General features: G+C 71.1%; 1 protein-coding gene (only partly in view). It reads right to left on the bottom strand.

The genetic code is table 11. The annotated features are described in order from the left end of the window. Positions 1-19,531: the 5' portion of a hypothetical protein gene (locus tag KGQ19_RS14990; RefSeq protein WP_212009746.1), read on the bottom strand. Its footprint begins 20,090 nt before the window's first position; 19,531 of the gene's 39,621 nt are visible here — the first part of the coding sequence; its start codon is at positions 19,529-19,531; the stop codon falls past the left edge of the window. Positions 19,532-19,593 lie beyond the last annotated feature (62 nt).

The raw sequence follows: 19,593 nt of genomic DNA, 5'->3' as shown, positions 1-19,593 counted from the left end.
CCAACCGGGCGAACCAGGAGTCGATCAGCCTGAAGTCGGCGGCCAGCCAGCGCAGCTCGGCCGCCGAAAGCCCGGCCAGCAGTTCCGTCCTGGACGCCTCATCGGCGGCGGCCAGCCGGTCGCGCAGCCGGGCCACGCCCACGGGCATCAGCATCGGCGGGGCCTGCCGCCGCCGCTGCGCGCCCTCCGGATCGGCCAGGACGGCCCGCACCGCCTCCCGCTCGTCGAGCCGGATCACCATCCGCCCCGGGACGGCGGCGGACTCCGCCCGCGACGCTTCTTCGACCACGATGGTGAAGCGGACCGACGGCACGTTCAGCTGTTCCTCGAGAACCCGGCGGATCGGGAAGTACAGCAAGGTCCTGATATCAGATTCCCGGCTGCGGAAGAGAGAGGATTCGCCGGCGATCGTGACGTGGACCGCGGGCAGGACCACCGCTCCCTGGGCCCGCCAGTGCGCCAAGGCCCGCGCCAGGCTCCGCACCGCCGGTCCGAGCCTTTCCTCCTCAGTGCCCAACACGGCTCTGCCGAGGGGATAGCGGATGCCGACGGGTGTCAGGGCGGAACGATACGCAGCCTGCTCCCGCTCGGCCGCTTCGTCGTCCATCAGGAGCTCCGGATCCAGCCCCGACTCCCGAAGCCGCGTCTCGGCGGCGGCCAGAGCCTGCGCCGAACCGGTGTCGGACCGGGCGGCCCGCCAGAGAATCCACGCGTCCGCCACCCCCGGGACATCGGCCAGCTCGCCCAGCCTCGCGCGGAACTCGGTGTGGGCTTCGACATGCTCCTCAGGGTTCTGATCCCAGGCCCGCAGTCGCGCGCCGGCATCAGCCATCGCCGTCAACGACTCGCGCAGCACCTCCGTCGCCTGCCGCCACTGCGGCACGGGCACGACGCCCGCCCCGCCCCGTTCCAGTTCGCCCATCAGGACACGTGCTTCACGCACTCGGTCCTGCGCGGCCCGCCAAACCAGCCACACCTGCTCCCGCGCCGCCTGCCCGGCCGCCGCTCCGGCAGAGCTGGTCTGGCCGGGCGCCTCGGTGGGGTCGGCCGTGTCGTCGAGCGCCGAGTCGGTGTCCCAGCCGGCGCCGGAAGCGCGCCCGGGCCGGCCCCCGCCCAGCATCTCCGCGACGATCGACTCCACCAGCTGCGGGAGGTTGGCGTGCGGCAGCCTGTCCAGGAGACCCTGCGTGTAGGGCTCGACGTCCGTCCAGTGCACCTCCTCCGCGCCGGGCTGCCGCACCCTTCTCTCGAAGTTCACCAGGCGGACCAGGTGGGTGATCTGCTCCGCCTGGTCCGTTTCGGCCCACGCCTCCTCGATCGCGCGTACCTGCTCCACCGTGACCTCGCCCGAGCGGCGGGGGCCGAACAGGCCTTGGAAAAGAGCGGCCAACAGAGGGAACCTGTCGGCGACAGAGCCGTTCCCGTTCTCCCGCTCCAGCCACGCGGAGACCGCCTCCACGAAGAACTGCCCTTGACCGGGCGCCGACAGGTTCTCCCGATCCTCCGCCCAGACCGCGGCGGCGACGTCCTCGACCAGCGCGCGCTCGCCGGGATCGAGAGCGAAGTAGACGAGGTAGGCGATCCCGCGCACGGCATCCGAGGCACCGGCGAGGCCGGCTTCCGGGATCATGGACACCGGGGGGAACGCCGCGTGGGAGAGACCGGCTGCGGGCAACTCCTCGACGCCGAGCCACCGGGCCTGCGAATAGTCCAGCGACCGGATGCTTCCGGATTCCGGCACGACGACCAGGCGTGCTCCCCACGACAACAGCTTGGCCGCGACACGATTGGTGAGCACACTGCCCACGAACTCTGCCAGGCGCTCACGAACCGCTTCCGGATCCTGGACGCCGGCAGGCACCTCCACCAGCGCCAGTCCCGCGACCGTCGCGAACTCCTCCTCGGTCAGCGCCGACGACAGGGCCTCGATGATCCTGGGAGCCGTGGCCACCCAGCGCAGTTCCGGGAGCGGAAGCTCCATCAGGATCCGCAACCGCGAAGCCTGATCCGCGGCGAGCAGCCGGTCTCGCAGCCCGGCGACGTCCCGGGGCACCGCCATCGGATAGGTCAGCCGCCGAGCCGCCATCGTCCAGGGATCGGCCAGCGCGGCCCAGACCGCCTCGGCCTGGACCAGTTCGACCACGACGCTTCCGGGATCGTCCAGCGACACCGCCGACGAGATCGTCACCGGAGCCTGGAGTCCGGAGACGTTCAGGGACTCCAAGGACCCCGCGAGCGCGGTCTCCAGGACAGCACGGATCTCCCCCGCCCTGGCGGTGGCCAGAGACGGCTCCCCCGTGATCACGGCGCGGACCACCGGCATGACCTCAGCGCCCTGGCCCTGCCAGTGCCCCAGGGCCAGAGCCAGTACCGTACCCGCGTCGCCGAGCGCGTTCCGGGCGGAGTCGTCCAGTGTGGCCTGGCCGGCCGCGAAGCCGACGCGAACGGGTTCCACCGCCGCGCGATAGGCGAACCGTCCCGGCACGATCTCGGGCAGCGCACCGATCACGTCCTGTTCCCCGACGCCGGCCGCCGCGGCCCCGAGGTTCACGTGCAGCTCGTCCTGATTCGCGGCGGGCACCACGTACACCGGCGCCTCGCCGGCCGCGACGGTCTCCTCCGCGGCACCCTCGATCTCGTCGAACTGCGCCTTCAGATACCGCGGGTGCAACCCCAGGGAACGCAACCCGTCCTCGGCTGCGCCCAGAGCCAGATACGCCGCCGCCGACGCGCCGGCGCTCACCTCCGAGCGGGCGGCGCGCAGGCGCATCCACGCCTCCAGCACCAGGCTTTCGGCCGCCCCGTCGGTACCGCCGGAGTCCAGTTCCAGCGTCTCGCGGAACGCGTCATGGACGGCGGCGAAGACACCAGGGTCCTGACGCCAGCCGCGCCACCGCATCTCGGCGGACTTCGCCATCTCCAACGCCGTGGTCAGGACCTCCGCCGGGAGCCGTCTCGGCACGGGCCCGAACCCGGTGACCGGGACCGCGGTCCGCGCCAGATCACCGGACACCATCGGCACTTCGGGCACGGCGTCGGGGACGGGGTCGGCCAGTACGCCCTCCGACCCGGACCGGCCCGGACCAACCAGGTACTCCAGCGCCCCGGCCAGGGTCGGGAGGTTCGCGGTCACCCAGTCGGCGCCGTTGTTCCGCTCCAGCCCGGTCTGCGGGTCGGGCCCGGCGTTCACCCCCAGCCACGCCGCGACGACCGCCGCGAAGAACGCCACCACGTGAGTCGCCGAGCTGTTGGTGCCGCTGTGCTGGTCCTCTCCGTGATCAGAGGCCGCCATCAGGGCCTCATAGTCCATGCTGCTCGTGCTTCCGCGCGGGCTCTGCGCCTCGCGGACCGCGTACAACGGCCCGTCGGGCCAGCGCGATGTGAGCTGGGCCGAGGCCCCGACCCTGACGGCCTCGGCCTCGTCCGCGGCCGTGAGGTCTTCGAACGCCGTGTGGAGGTCGCGGCGGAAGATCGCCACACCCCCTGGGAGGACGTCGAGCACCGCCATCAGGTGGCGAGCCAACTGGCGCACGACGACCGGATCCCCGTCCGGGACCCGGGCCGAGCCCGGGCCGGCGGTCACATGCTCCGCCGCGACCAGAGCCGCAGGAGGGAACGAGGTGGTCGCCACGGCAGAGGGCCGCGCGACAGGCAACCGACCGTCCAGTTCGCCGATGGACAGAACGTCGCCGGAGCGCGGCACCACGACCAGGCGGGTCTCGCGCAGCAGCAGCGCGGCGGCGACGCGCTTGTTGCCGAACAGCATCCGGACCACGCGCCGCACTCCACGGCGCACGTCCTGCAGATTCTCGACACCCGGGGGCATCTCCGTGAACAGGTCCGCGGCCGCCTCGGCGAACACCTCCGGTTCCAGGGTCCGGGCCAAGGCGTCGATCAGCTCGTGATCGGCCGCCCACCACCGGCGCTCCTCGTCGCGCATCGTCGCGAGCATCGCCAGCAGGGATTCCCGGTCGGCGCCGACCAGAGCGGCGCGCAGCCCGGCCGCGTCGCGGGGCATCCGGGTCCGGAAGGTCAGCCGCCTGCGTTCCATCCCTTGGGGATCGGCCTCGGCGGCCAGGATCGCCGACGCCTCGTTCAGACGCACCGTGGCGAAGCCCGGGGCAACAGCCGACTCCGCCCGCACAACGCTCTCGACCACGACCGAGACCGACGCCGAGCGGATGTCCAGGACCTCTCCGAGGTACCTCCCGATCCTGTCGGTCAGATCCTGCTGGACGTTCGACGCCCTGGTGTCGGACAACGACCCGTCACCGATGATCAGGACGTGGACCGCCGGCACGACCTCCGCGCCTTGGCCGTGCCAGCGCGCGATCGCACGGGCCAGCACCGGGGCCATCTCGGCGAGTGTTTCCGTGGCGACGTCGTCCAGCACGTCCACGCCGGCGCCGAACCCGACGCGGAAGAGCACCGGCGCCGCCCGCAGGCCTGCCTGTTCCCGCCCCACCGCCAGCAGGTCGTCGGCCAGCACCTCCGGGTCCAGCCCCGACTCGCGCAACCGAACCTCGGCCGCGTCCGCGGCCACGAACGCCCGCACCATCGCCTGCGTCGCCGGCCGGTCCTGCTCGACGAGTACGTCCACGTCCGCATGCAGCAGGCCCTCCCTGGCCGCCGCTCTCGTCCGGGCTTCGAACCCGAACCGCGCGGACCGCCAGCGGATCCACGCGTCCAGCAGCGACTCGGCCTCGGGCGCCCCGCCCGCCAGCGCGCGGAACTCCGCATACTGCCCGGCCAGTTCCTCAGGGTCCTGACCTGCCTGACGCAACACCGCGTCGGTGACGTCGGCCGCCGTCTCCGCCGCTTCCAGGACACCGGTCGCGGCGGACTCGGCGGGAGCCTCCCCGTCCGACAGCAGCACGCTCACCGCGGCGCGCGCGTCGCGAAGCGCGTCGTGCGCGGTGCGCCAAGCCCGCCACAGCTCCTCGCGCTCCTGCGCGTCGGCATCGGCGAACAGCTCCGGCACCTCCGCCCGCGTCAGGAAGGTGAGGCCGGCCGCGTCGCGGTACTGCCACCCGGCGGATCCCGCCAGGTCGTCGGAGACCACGGCGCCACCCGGATGACCGGGGCCGAACAACTCCGCCAGCACCCGAGCCGCGACCGGGAAGTTCTGGGCGACCCAGCCGTTTCCGTTGTTCCGCGCGAGACCGGTCCCATAGTCGTCGCGGGCGTTCAGTCCCAACCACGCGGCGACCAAGCCCGCGAAGAACCGGGCCTCGTCCGTCGCTGAATCATTGCTCTGATCCTCCCCGTACCCGACCGGGGACAAGGGTCCGTCCGGCCAGCGCGACGCCAACTCGATCCCGGGCCCGACCAGCTGCCGCTCAGCGGCATCCGCCTGCTGCGTGGCCGCGAACGCCTCCGCGATCCGCAGCCGACGGCTCCGGCCGGCGGGCAGCATCCGGAACACGAAACGTGCCAACTCCCGCGCCACGAACACGGCCCCGTCCAGGACCCCCGACCGGTCCCGGACCCCCATCACTTCCGCCTCGTCGATCACCCACACCGGCGGCGCCACGTCGCTTCCGGCCGACACGATCGTGCCGGACGCCTCCTGGATCCCGGCGGCCCAGCGTGCGTGCGCGAACTCCACCGACCACAGCCCGCCACCGCGCGAGACCACCACCACCCGCGTCCCCCGCAGCAGCATCTCCGAGGCCGTCAGACGGTGGCCCACCACCTGGCTCACGAGGTACGCCGCGTCGGTGTACGCGGCCCACGGCGCCTCGACCCCGTCGGCGACCTCCACCACCAGCATCGCCGCCACCGGCGCGAAGTCCGCCTGCGGCAGAGCCGACAACGCCGTGACCGTCCCGGGATCGGTCGCCAGCCAGCGAAGCTCCTTCCGGGGGATCTCCTGGACCAGCCGCTCCAGCTCGGTGCGCGGTTCCAGCGGCGCCTCGCCGTCCTGCAGCGCGTCCGCCGACAGCTGTCCGGTCGCCGGATCGGTCGCCCCGGAATGCCGGCCGGCCGCATCGACCAGCCTGGCCCGCAGGCCCTCCACGTCCGCGGGCATCCGCATCGGATAGGTCAGCCGCCGCCGCTCCATCGCCTCCGGATCGCGCAGGGCCGCCCAGACGGCGCGCTCCTCGTCCAGACCCACCACGATGCTGCCCGGGGCGTCGGTCGACTCGTGCTGAAGGTCCAGGGTGACCGCGACTTCGACGGCTTGCGGCGGAAGGTTCAGGAACGCTGCGCGCTGACTGATCGCAGCGGTCAGATAGCCCTGGATCTGCTCTCTTCTGCGGCGGGCCATGGACAGGTGGCCCCTGATCGTGACCCGGACGACGGGCAGGACCGTAGCGCCCTGACCCCGCCAGTGCCCGAGGGCACGGGCCAGATCCAGCGCCGCCCGGTAGAGCACAGCCCTGTTGGCCTCCTCCTGGCCGTCGGCGTACAGGACCCCGACGGGTTCCAGCGCCGCGCGATACGTGGCCTGCCGCAGGCCGATCGCGGGCAGCGATTCGAACGCGCCGGGCTCGGCGAGGACATCCGTCGCAGTGCTGGACACCGCGGACTTGTAAATGGCCGCCACCTCCTGGTGCGCGTCCACCGCACGCCGCAACTCCGCGGCTTTGAACGCCGCCACCGCCGCCCGCAGGTGCACCCCGGTACTGGGGTTCACCTGCGCCTCCGCGGACGCCGCCCGCGCTCTGGCCTGAGCCGCCACCGCCGCGGCCCGGGCCTGCGCCGCCACCGTCTCCGCCAGCACCGCCGATTCCACCGCCGCCGCACGCATCTGGGTCTGGGCATGCGCCTGGGCTTGGGCGGTGGACTCGGCCGGCGCGGCGGTGAGATCGACCGTCTCACCGATCAGCTCGCCGATCAGCGCCCGCGGCGAGGCTCCGCCGCGCCCCACGAGCCGGACGTCGTGCAGGATCGCGTTGGCGATCTGCTCCGCCAGCCACTTCGTGGTCCATTTCGGCGCCGTCGCGGTCAGGTTCAGCTTGTAGCCTTCGATCTGCGCCGGGGTCCTGGTTTCGTCATCGCCCAGCTTCCGCAGCTCGGAGTTGACCATCACCACCAGATGGTCGTCGTCGTACTTGGACAGCGGCCGCCCACCGGCCTGGCTCACCATGCTCAAGCGGGCAGTGTGGGCCACGCTCTCGGACTCGGCGAGCTCCTCCAACTCGTCCAGCTCGTCCAACTCGGCTGGGCGCGCCGCGTTCGGCCCGGCTTCGCGCACCGTCCGGGCGGCCTGCCAACGGACCCACGCGTCCAGCCGGCTCCGGACCGCGACATCGGACAGCTCGCCCAGCGCCGCGCGGAACGCGGCGAACGCGTCGTCCGTCTGCGCCGGATCCACCCCCAGCGCGTCCAACCCGCCTTCGGCGGAACTCAGGTCCGTGTACGCCCGCAGCATGTCCTCTGTCGCCGCCCGCTTCGCCCCGAACGCTTCGTCCGCCGTCAGCCCCCGCACGTCTCCCACGGCCGCCACCGACGACCGGACCTCGAACCTCGACCAGGCGTCCTGCCACCGGAGCCAGGTGTCCAGCACCTGCGCCGCCCCGCTCCCGGACTCCCCGCCGGACCTCGCGTGGAACGCCGAATACACCTCGGTCAGAGCCCGGGGATCCTGCCCGAGAACGCGCAACCGGACCTCGGCGGCGTCCAGTGCCGCCCGGGCCTGCTCGACGTCTCGGATCGCCGGCCGGTCCGCCTGGAGCGCTTCCTCGCCGGTCCGCACCGCCCCGGCGGCGGCCACCGCCGACCGGGCCTCGAACTCCGAGGCGGCGGCACGCCAACGGATCCACGCGTCAAGGGCCTGATTCATCGCGGCGGCGGGCATCGGGCCCAACGATCCCCGGAACGCCTCATACGCCCCGGACAGGGCAGCAACATCCTGACCCCAGTTGCGCATCCGCGCATCGGCGACATCCGCCTCCGCCAGGGCCGCCGCCACGGCGTTCACCGACCCGAGCCATTCCCGGGACGAAGACCCGGAGGCGCCTTCCCCGTTCCGTTCCCGAACATCCTGCTGAACCCGCGCGCGATAGACCGCGTCGTGCGCCGCGCGCCACGTCCGCCATACATCCTGGCGCGCGGACACGGTCCCCATGAACGGGAGATCGGCCTCGTGACCGTGTTCCAGTGCTGCCATCGACACGAATTCGACCAGGTTGCCGTACTGCAGCTCGACGTTCACCGGGTTCGCCGACGGGAACTCGCCCGCGCCGCGGTTGCCGGGACCGACCAGATCGGTCAGGAGTCCGACCAGGGCGGGGAAACGTTCGGTCACCCAGCGGTTCCCGTTGTTCCGCTTGAGGCCGGTGGCAGAGTCCGCCCCCGTGTTCGTCCCCAGCCAGGCGCAGACGAGCTGAGCGAAGAACTCCCCCACGGTGGTCGCCGCATAACACTTCGCCACCGCTCCGCGCTCGACCGAGAACAGCGGCCCGTCCGGCCAGCGCGAGGCGAGTTCGAACCCCGGTCCGACCACGGCCAGCTCGGCGGCGTCGGCCTGCTGGAGCTCGAGGAAGGCGTCGACGACCCGCTGCCAGTTCTCGGGGGTGAGGAGGGTCGAGATCTCCCGGACGGCGAGAGACTTCAGGATGCCTCCCAGGCTGTGGAGCGCGGTGAGCCACTGCAGGAGGTGGGTCACCTCGTGCACGAGGACCGCGTACCCGTCCGGGTCCCTGTACTGCGCGGGGAGACCGATGACGCTTTGTTCCGGGACCAGGGCGACCGGGGGGAAGTTGAAATCGGACACGCCTGCCGGAGCCGTGGAGTCGGCCCACCGGATATTCGAGTGGCCCACCGTTCGCGCCACGGTGTAGCGCGGCATGGCAACCAGGCGTGTGCCACGCAGCAACAGCTCTGCGGCGACCTGCTTGTTGAAGCTCAGCATGCTTGTCAGCTGCCGTACCACCTCGTAGCGCAGGGCCAGCGGCTCCTCGGCGCCTTCGGGCACCTCCGCCAGCAACTGCGCCGCCACCGCGGCGAAGTCCTCCTTCTCCAGCCGGGCCAGCCAGGCGTCGATGAACCGTGGATCGGCCGCCACCCACCGTTGCTGGGCCGTCGGCAGCTCTCGGATCCCCTCCAGGATGGCGTCCTTGGAGAGGGTGACACCGGTCAACCTCGCACGGAGCTGCCGCATCTCGGGAGGCATCCGCAGGGGATAGGTCCGCCGCCTCAGCTCCAGCCCCGAGGGGTCGGCCAGAGCCGCCCGGACCGCCGCGTCCTCGTTCAGACCCACCACGACGGTTCCCGGGTCGGCCAACGATTCCGGCCGCCCCACCACGTCGAAGTCGATGCGGGCAGGAACCGTGGGGACACGCAGGTGCTGGAAGTTCCGATAGAGGGCAGCCGTCAGGTAGGCGTGGATCTCACCCTGCCTGTCGACGGCGAAGGACGGCTCGCCGGTGATCTGGATGTGGACACTCGGCATGATCGCGGCCCCCTGGCCGCGCCAGTGCCCGATGGCACGGGCCACGGCCAGCGCCGCCTGATCGAGCCGGTCCCGGCCGGCGCCGTCCAGCAAGGCGCCGACCGGGTAGACGGCGCCGACGGGTTCCATCGCCGCGCGGTACGCGCCCTCCTCTCGCCCGGCCAGCGCATAGGGCGCGTTCCGCGTCACAGCGCTCGACCAGGCAAGCACGGCCGACGCCAGCAGCCGCTCCGCCCTGGCACCGGTCGTTTCCTGCTCCACATCGACAGGCGGTTCCTGGTCCGAGGTCTGACTGAACGCCTCGTACGCCACGGTCAGTTCCTCAGGGTCCAGCCCCGCCGTGCGCAACTGGTCCTCGACGGCATCCCGCTCCGCCAGCGCCGCGGCGAGGGCACCCATGGCGTCCCGCCACTCCCGCGACGGATCGGTGACGACCTCCCGGCCCCTTTCCACGCCGTCCACCGCGACACGTGCTTCATCCGCGCGCTCGTGCGCACCCTGCCAAGCCCGCAGATCCTCAGGGCCCAGCTCCGCGGCGCGCAATCGGTCCTCGACGGCATCCGCCGCCGCCAGCGCCGCGGCGAGGGCGGCCATGGCGTCCTGCCACTCCTGCGACTGCCCGGCGGCGGCCGCCTCGCCGAACCGCTCGTGCTCAGCCACCAAGGCTCGTGCTTCATCCGCGCGCTCCTGCGCGGCCTGCCAAGCCTGCAGATCCTCGGAGCCAAGCCCTGCCGCACGCAACTGGTTCTCGAAACGGTCTACCGCATCCAGGGCCTCCCCCAGATCGCCCACCGCTTTGGCCCACTTCGCCTCCGCCAAAGACTGGGCCTCAGCCTCATCCTTCCGCTCAAGGCCGTGCAACAACTCGCGTGCGGCGTCGACCGTGTTCTGCGCTGTTCGCCAAGCCGTCAGTTCCCCGGGGTCCATCCCCGACGCGCGCAGCCGCCCGTCAGCGACATTCGCCGTCGCCAGAGCCTCCGCGAGGACTCCCATGGCGTCCTGCCACGTCGGCGACTGCCCGGTGGCAGCCCCCGCGACGCGCTCGTGCTCAGCCACCGAAACACGCGCTTCACTCACCCGATCCTGCGCCGCCCGCCAGAGCAGCCACGCCTCCGTCCGCGCCGCCGTGAGCACGGCAGCCGTTTCAGGGGCAGCGAACCGGGCCCCGGCGGCACTGGTCTCCGCCGGCGCCGCGGTCGCGTCGATCGGCTCGACGTCGACCAGGACGCCGCCGGCCGCGCGCCCCGCCCGCAGGCCGCCCAGCGACTCCGCGGCGATCCCCGCCACCAACTGCCGGGGGTTCGCGTGCGGCACTCTGCGCAGGAAGTCCCGCCTGTAGGGCTCAATCTGCTCCCAGCCGATCGACGCCGCGCCGGGACTCTGCGAACGCCGCTCCCGGTTCACCTCGTCGACCAGGGCGGCGATCTGACGCGCCTGGTCTGTCAGCGGCGCTTCGGACGCCTCCAGCTCATCACCGCTCGTGAGCGCGGCCGGCGACGGCGGCTCCGCCGCCTGCAGGACAGCGGCCTGATATTCGTTCCACGCGTCCCGATGCCGCCGGGCCGTCGCGGCGGTCATCCCGACCAGTCCGTCCCGGATCCCCGCGTACTCCTCCGCCAAGGACGCCGAGTCCGCCCCGAACGCGGCCAACTGCTGGTCGACCGCCGATGCCGCCACCAACGCGGCTCCGAGCGCGACCGCGTCTCGGGACTCACGGGCGTCGTATACCGCGTCGTGTGCCGCCAGCCAGGCCGACCAGACCTGCTCACGCGTCATCGCCACGACCGCCTGCGCGGGGGTCTCCGCCAGGTGTTCGACGTCGTCCAGGGCCATGACGTCCACGGCTGCGTCGCTCAGGACCGTGTCGTCCATGGCTGCGTCGCCCTGCGCCGCGTCCAGCAATTCCGCTTCTTGCCGCGCCACCACCGACACGAAGGTGGCGTCGTCCAGCCGGCCGTATCGCAACTCCCTGTCCGCCTGCTCGGCCAGGAGTACGTCCGGGCCGGCATGACCGGGACCGAACAGCTCCGTGAGGACACCGACCAGCTGAGGGAACTTCTCAGCCACCCAGCCGTTCCCGTCGTTGCGCCGCAGGCCGGTCCGGTAGTCCCGGCCGGCGTTCAGGCCCAGCCAAGCGGCGGCCAGGCCGGCGAGGAACCGGCCTTCGTCGAGCGCTGAGATGTTGGTCCCGTCCGCTTCGCGCTCGACGGAGGACAGCGGGCCGTCCGGCCAGCGCGCCGAGAGGTCGACGCCGGGCCCGACCTGGGTCCGCTCAGCGGCGTCCGCCGCCCGCAGGGCGGCGAAGGCCTCGCCGATCCGCAGCCGGCGACTCTTTCCGGCGGGCAGCATCCCGAACACCGACAGGGCCATCTCCCGGACGAGGAACAGGGCGCCGTGCGAGACCTCGAGCCTGCTCCGGACCCCCGCGAGGTCGGCCGCGCCGATCAGCCACACCGGGGGCGCGCCGCCGCTGCCGACGGACACGACGGTGCCCGGCAGTTCGGTGAGGCCTGGCCACCTGGCCTGCGCGAAGTCGACCGATCGAAGCGTGTGGCCGTATGGGACGACGACCACGCGCGCGCCCCGCGACAACATCTCGCCGGCGACGACGTGGTTGGCCATGACCAGGCTCGCCAGGTACGTGGCATCCGCGAGCACAGCCTGCGGCACCTCGACACCGCCGGCGACGTCCACCATCAGCGCCGCCGTCTCGACCGTGAAGTCCCCGGGCGTCAGCGTGAACGACAGGGCGCTGATCAGGCCCTGGTCCGACGCCATCCAGCGCAGGTACGGCTTCGGGAGTTCGGCCAACATCCGCGACCGGGTCAAGCGGTCCACACCGGTCAGCCGGTTGCGCAGCTCCGCCACGTTCGGAGGCATCCGCATCGGATAGGTCAACCGTCGCCGCGCCATCGCCTCCGGATCCACCGCGGCGGCACGGACCGCCGCCTCCTCGTCCAGACGGAGCGCGACACTCGCCAGTTCGCCGAACGCCAGCTCTGTTCGCGACAGCCCGATCGGGACCAGCAATCCCTCGATCCCCATCCTCGCGAGCGGCGTGGCGATCGCCGCCTCCAAGACGTCGCGGACGAACCGCTCCCGAGTCTCGGCCAACGGCCCGCCGCTGGTGATCTCGACCCGGACGGTGGGCAGAACCTCCGCGCCCTGACCCCGCCAGTGCCCCAGGGCTCGGGCCACCGCCACGCCGAAATCGGCGATCCGGTCCTGGGCGATCCGGCTCAGCGTGGCGGCGTCGAAGGTGACCCGGACGGGGTCCACCTCAGCTCGATACGTCCTGAGCTCATGGCCGGGACCGAACAGTTCGGTCAGGAGTTCGGCCAGGTCCGGGTACTTGTCGGCCACCCAGCTGTTTCCGTTGTTCCGCGCCAAGCCGGTCACCGGATCGGAGCCGGTGTTCGCTCCCAGCCACGTACTGGCCAGGGCCTTGAAGAACCGGCCTTCATGGCTCGCAGAGACGTTGATCCGGTCCGCTCCGCGCTCGACCGAGTACAGCGGCCCGTCCGGCCACCGCGACTCGAGCTGGATCTCGGCTCCGAGCCCCGCCCCGGTCAAGATCAGCTCAGTCTGGTCCGCGGTGCGGATCGCGGACATGGTATCCCCGACCAGGCCGCGCCCTTCGGAATCCAGGACGGAGTGGACGAGCGCGGCCATCACGCGCACCGCGGGCAGGAATCCGGCCAGATCCTCCAACGGGCCGGGGACATCCGCCAGACTTGCTTCCGCGAACAGGGACACCGGCGGGAACGTGAGATCGGCGAAGTCGGCCGCGGGCAGCTGCTCGACTCCGGTCCATCGGGACGACAGATACCCCAACGACCGCGCGTGGCCGCCGCGCGGCACGACGACCAGGCGCGTTCCCCGCAGCAACAGCTCCGTGAGGGCACGAGGCCCGAGCATGTGGCCGACGAGCCGTGTCAGGCCCTCGTAGGCCCCCGACGGCGCCTCGACGCCGTCGGGCAGCTCGATCAAGAGCACCGCCGCGAAGGCCGCGAACTCCTGCGGGGAAAGCGCGAACGCCATAGAGCTGATCAGGTCGCGATCCGCCGCCATCCAACGGAGGTAGGGCCTCGGCAGACCCTTGAGTATCCGCAGTCTTGAAGCTTGATCCGCACCGATCAGCTCGCTGCGCAACCCTGCCACATCCGGGGGCGCCCACATCGGATACGTCATCCGCCGCTGTGCCGTCCCCTGCGGATCGGCGAGCACGGCATCGACCGCCGCGTCCTGTTTCAGACTCACCTGAACGCCGTCCACGCCGGCCGACGACGCCGTGTGCACAACCGTGAGAGGAACCTGGATTTTGGGGATGCCCAAGGAGTCGGAGACGCCGGACAGCACCGCGGCCAGCGCCGCACTCATCTCCTGTTCCCTGACACCGGCCAACGACGACGTACCGATGATCTCGACGTGCAGGCCGGGCATGACCTGCGCCCCTTGGCCCCGCCAGTGTCCGAAGGCCCGGGCCAGAGCCATGCCGAGGTCCGAGAGCTTGTCCTGGCCGAAGCTGCCCAGCAGCGTCCCGTCGGTCGCGAAGGGGATCCAGACGGGTTCCACCATGGCGCGATAGAGGCCCTGCTCGTGGTCGATCACGGACGGAGGCGCGTCCACCGGGGCCACAGTGCTCGCCGTTCCATGTCCGAGCGCACCGGCGGTACTGCTCTCCGCGTGCGCCGCGGTGGGGTCGAACACCTCTCCCGACCGGTACATCCCTGCGTAGGCAGCCAACCGGCCGCCGTGCTGGACCGAGTGGGCGATCTCCTCCACCAACTGCGGATAGCTCACGTTCGGGCGTCTGCGAAGTGCTTCCTGCTGGTGGCGCGCGACCATTGCGACGTCCGCCACGGCGGCGTCCTCACCGAACAGGCGCTTCATCGCGGAATTCACCTCGCCCACCGGAACAGCCGCGCGACCCGATCCGCGCGACACCCCGGCCGGTGGGTCCGCCAACGGCAGGCCGGACACCGGAGCATGTTCGGCCGACGACTCGGTCCGCGACGTCGCCGCCTCGACCACCGGGACCGGATGCGCCGCAGCCGTCCAGGCCTGGGCGAACCGGTCGCCGTGCGCCGCCTCGTCGGCGAGCCAGGCTTCGAGGTCGACGACGCCGGCCGGCGCTCCCAGCGTGCGGACTCGTCCGGACGTCCAGTCATGGCGGAAGTCGTCGCCGAGCCCGTGCAGCACCGTCTCGGGCAGAACCCGGCCGGCGGCCAGCGCGGCGAAGGCGGATCCGGCCGCACTCACCGCTTCGGTGAGCTCCGTCTCCGTGGTCAGGCGCGGGGGCAACGCCACGCTGAGTATGTCCAGAGCGCGGTCGAGCTCGGCGGAGGGATCGAACTGCTCTGCTGCGAACCGCCCCGCGACCATCTCATCCCGGACGGCGGACACCGCGGTCCGCACGGCGGCGGACTGTTCGCTCATGACACGCCGCACGCCGTCGGTGGCCAGCGGCGTGACGGAGTCCTGGATGTAGTGCTCGACGATTCCCGCGTCCCGGGTGAGGGCCTGTTCCACCTGCGGATGGATCCGTGTTTCACAGGCGAGGCGGTCTTCGACGCCGATCAGCATCGTGTCGAGCCGCCGCTGGACGAGGTCCACGTCGTCCGCCGGGCGGGCGCGGTCGGCGACGGTGCGTCCGTACCAGGTGTCGGCGGCGGTGACGAGGTCGTGCAGGACCTGGTCGGCGACCGCGACCGTGACGCCGCCGGCGGACTCGCGCACCGCATCGGCTATCCGCGATCGGGCCTGGGCCCGGAAGGCGAACAGCGCCCGCAGGTCCCCGGCCAGCCGGTCCAAGCGGGTACGGACCAGCGACTGCGCGTCAGAGGTGGGGCCAAGAGCGGTGACCTGACGGTAGATTCCCTGGGCCTGAACCATGATCCCGGCTGCGGTCTGCTGGACCGCCTGCGTCTCGTTTTCGTGGTCCAGCCCCTCCAACGACGCTTCGACCACCGGGCGCAGATGGTCACCGAGTCGGGGCAACGCGGCGGTGAACGCGAGTGCCGCGGCGGCCTTGTCGAGCAATGCGGATTTCTCGGCCCGGAAACGGTCCCGCGCTTCCTGCGGCTGCGTGGCCCAGCGCAGGCCGCCACCGAGGGCGTCGGCCTCGGTCATAAGAGCCCTGAAAAGGTGGGCCGACACCAGACGTGTCGTCCCGGCGAACGCCGACCCGAACGAGCCCTCCGCGGAATCGGCGACGGTCCTCGCCGCCGCGGGCTCGATCGCCTCGGTCAGCGGCGCGAGCACCTCGGCCAGGCGTTCACGCGCCTGGGCGACCATGACACGCCGCTCGCGCTCGATGTCCCGGCGCACATCCAGTCCGGCGACAAGCTCTCCCAAAACCTCGTCGTAGACGAGACGGGCATTGGCGTCGACCTGCCCGGAGGACTTCTGCACGACGTGGGTTTGCGTGAACAGGCCCCTCGCCTGTGTGCTGAAGTCGGCCAGCACCGCGTCTACGAGTCCTTCGTCGGTCTCGCCGCGATCGGACCAGCGTTGGCGGGCCGCCTGCGCGAGGGTCTGGGCCTCGGCGGTCCGCACCTGCGACAGCTCGACGATCCGCGCCTGCGACTCCAGCGATGTACGCAGGCGCAGGAGTTCCTGCTGCCATCGGCTCTGCGCTTCCCGCCAGATCGAGGACCGTGAATCCGCCCCGGTGACGACGACAGCGCGCCAGGACTGGTCGAAGGCCTGATCGAACTGCTGCCGGAACGCCGGCGGGCTCGACAGGGCCGACAAGCCCACCGCGTCAGCCCCGCCGCCGGCAAGCGTGTCCGCCAGCACCGCCCGGTACACCGCCGTGGCGTCCGGCCGCAACCGCTCCACCTGTTCGACGACTGCGATGCGCGCGGCGTAGGTGTCGGACAGCTGGGTGTGCTGCCGCTGCCATTCCTCCGAATGCTGGAGCGCGACCACCGCGCTCCCGCTCACGACAGCAGGCTGTATAGCGGGAGCCACCGCGGCGAGCGTCGCGGCCCGCAACCGCGGCAACGCCGCCAGCACCGCGGGGCTGGCCTCCACCCGGTCCTGCCAATCGGCCACGACCTTGTCGATCCGCCGACCGACCGCTTGACTGATCCACTTCTGCGGCTCGGCACTCGTCGATGCGGACCGCACGAACACCTGCCGCGCCTCGTGGCCGAGCTGTACGTCGATCGAGCGGTTCAGCTGCTCGCCCACGGCCGCCAACTGCTGCCGCTCCCAGTCGGCGTAGTCCGGCCGATCCCATTCGGCGGCGCGGGCACGCAGGTCCGACCCGAGCCCGTCCACGGCCTGCCGGTGCGCGACATGCAGGTCGTACCACCTGTCGGACCGGCTGACCAGGTCCTGATACCGCGCGTCCCACCCCGGGGACATCACGGCCGGTCCGATGTCCGTCATCCCGATGTGCATCCGGGCGAACTCGCCGCGAACAGCGCCGGCCAAGGACGTGGCCGCCGCCCGCACGACCTCGGGAGGCCGCCCGGCCTGAAGCCAGCTGCCGGTGATCGTGTTGATGTCCCTGGTGAGCGCGATCTCCATGCGCACACTGGGACGCGGTAGCTCAACGTGCTGCTCCACCAGGGATTCGACGACGTTCGAGGCCGGCGTCCGGAGCACGGCGCCTTCGTCTTGAACAAGATGATCGGTCGCCGGGTGGTGGGCCAGGAGCTGGTCTGTCAGGGTGCTGGCGTAGTCGGCGGGGGGAGGGCTTGTCGGCGGGTGGTCTGTCGGTGAATGGTCTGTCGGCGGTTGGTCGGTCTTGGGGAGGTCGGTGCGTGGGTGGCCGGTGACTGGTGCGGCGTCGGCGGGCGGGGGCGCTGGTTCGGGCTTTGGTGCGGTGCGCAGGTTGGTGAGGGTGGTGGTGAAGGTGTCTGCGTGTTCGTGTTCGTGTTCGTTGTTGAGCCAGGTGTGTGGGTCGCGGCGGAATTCGTCGCGGGTGTTGTGGATGTAGGTGGTGGCGGCGGTGCGGTAGTCGTTGGCTAGGGCGGTGTAGCGGTCGGTGGGGATGGTGAAGTCTTGGGCGAGTTGGTGGAAGTCGGTGGCGGCTTGGGCCAGCCCGGTTTCGAGGGCTTTTTCGAGGTGGAAGCGGCTTTCGAGGTTGCTGTCTTCGGCTATGAGGATGGTTTCGCGGAAGTGGTCGAGCGTGGCGGTGGCGGTTTCGGGGTCGGCTTTGCGGGCTGTGTCCAGGCCGTGGATTTGGCGCATGCGGGTGTTGAAGAAGGCGCTGCGTAGCCGGGTTTCGAATGCTTGGCGGACCACGGTGGTGGCGTGTTCGCTGACGCCGGCGTCGCCGCTGTTCCAGATGTCGGTGTGGTCTTCGAACAGTTGGCGGGCGCGGCCGAGTTCGGTTTGGAACGCTGCCTCGTGGTCGAGCCAGCGGGGTAGGAGGCTCAGTTGTTTGGTGTACCACTTGTTGAACCGGGTCAGTGGCCCCCCGGGTGGGACCTGGTTGTCCAGGAAGGTCATGACCCGTTCCTGGAAGTCTTTGCGGGCTTGTTGTAGTGCCTCCTCGCCCAGGGGTGCGGTGCCGGCGCGTTCACGGCGTGCCGCCCATGTGGCGGCCCGCTGGTCGAATGCCTCACCGGCGAAGTAGTGGTGGTTTTCCCGGAGGTAGTTGTGTCGGATGGTGTCGGCGAGTGTGTCGAAGTGCTGCTGCCAGTCCTGGCCGTCACGGAGTTGCCGGTATTCGGTGGCGGCTTGTTCGGTGAAGTCTTGGCGTAGCCGGTCCAGCAGGTTGGCTGGGAGTCCGGAGTGTTCGTTGATGGCCAGGTGTTCGATGAGACTGGTCACCTGGTCGATGGCGGCGGGCTGGCCGTCGGCGTAGACGATACGACGGTCCAGGCTGTCGTAGAGCTCGTGCACCCTGCCGGCCCAGGCGCTGTCGAAGTCCGGGTGTGTCCGCAGTTCCTGGAACGCTGTGGTGAGGTCTTTCTCCAGGCTGTCCCATGCGGGGGATGTGCTGGTGTGTTCGGGGCCGAGGAGTTGGGCCCGGGCTTGTTGCCAGTCCCGTCCGTGGTGCTGGATTTCGGCTTGTGAAAGGCGTAGCCGTGCTTCGGTGAGGGTGTGTTCGAAGTCGACTTGGCGTTGCAGCCGTCCCGGCAGGTCCCGGTCCAGTACGGTGAGGCGGTCGTTGAAGGCGGTGCGGGCTGCGCCGGTGGGCTGCCACAGGTTGTCGGGTGTGCCGTGGGTGTCGGTGAAGGCTGTCTTCACGTCGTCGAGGTAGCCGGTCAGAACATGCTCGCGGCCCTCGGCAGACAAGGCGATGACGCGTCCCTGGCGTGCCTGGTTTTCCCGGAACAGTGCGGTCTCATCGAACCGGTCCTCGGCGGTGTCCAGGTGCCGGGCCAGCTGGTGCTCGAAGTCCAGGCGGGCGGTGTATTCGTTGCGCAACTCCAGGCGGGCGGCCAGGATCCGGTCGGCCTGAGCCACCGGGGCGTGTTCGGTGCTGGGGCTCCAGCGCACCGCCAGCCGCTCCTGCGGCAGTCCCAGCACGCCCGGGACACCGGCCTTGTCCGGGGTCGAAGCCACGGTGGTACTGGAATGGGCGGTGGCGGTGTCATCCAGCAGGTGCAGCGCGCGGTCGGTGGTGGCGGGATCGGCGGTGCGGGCCGGCACGGTGACGTTGCCGGTGTCGAGTGTGGGGACGTGAGTCGTGGTGGTCGTGGTCGGGGTTTTGGCCTCGCCGCCGGTGAACTCCAGCAGCGGTGCCGGGCGTGTCGCAGCCGTGTCCAGGGGCCCGATGGTGCCGGTCGGTGTGGTGCCGGGGTGGGGGTCGGCGCGTCGGATCACCAGTGAGAAATCATCCATGTGGACGATCTGTGAAGTCCCCATGTGTACCGAGGAGATCTCCAACGGGCTGCGCAGATCCAGCACCGCCTCCCCGTGCCCGCCGGCCCGGGAGGCGCCACCGATGGTCTGGAACCGGTCCAACGTCATGTGCAGCGGTGAGAACGCGTTCGCCGGGTTCAACGCCACATCGTTGAACCGCATCCCGCCCAGATCCAGACGGCCCACCGTGGCGCCGGAGAACCCGCGATCACCCGGTGCCAGGCCGAGTACGTCACGCTGGAACCCGCCCAACTCCACATGCCCGCTCGCGACCCCCGGCAACAACCCCTCCAGCCGGCCCACGGGCAAAACCCCGCCCGGATCCAGATGCGAGACCGCGCCCAAACCAGATACCGGCCCCACAT

It is taken from the genome of Catenulispora pinistramenti (assembly GCF_018274385.1).
In the GTDB taxonomy this organism is placed as follows: Bacteria; Actinomycetota; Actinomycetes; order Streptomycetales; family Catenulisporaceae; genus Catenulispora; species Catenulispora pinistramenti.
This window is presented reverse-complemented; position numbering and strand designations above follow the sequence as displayed.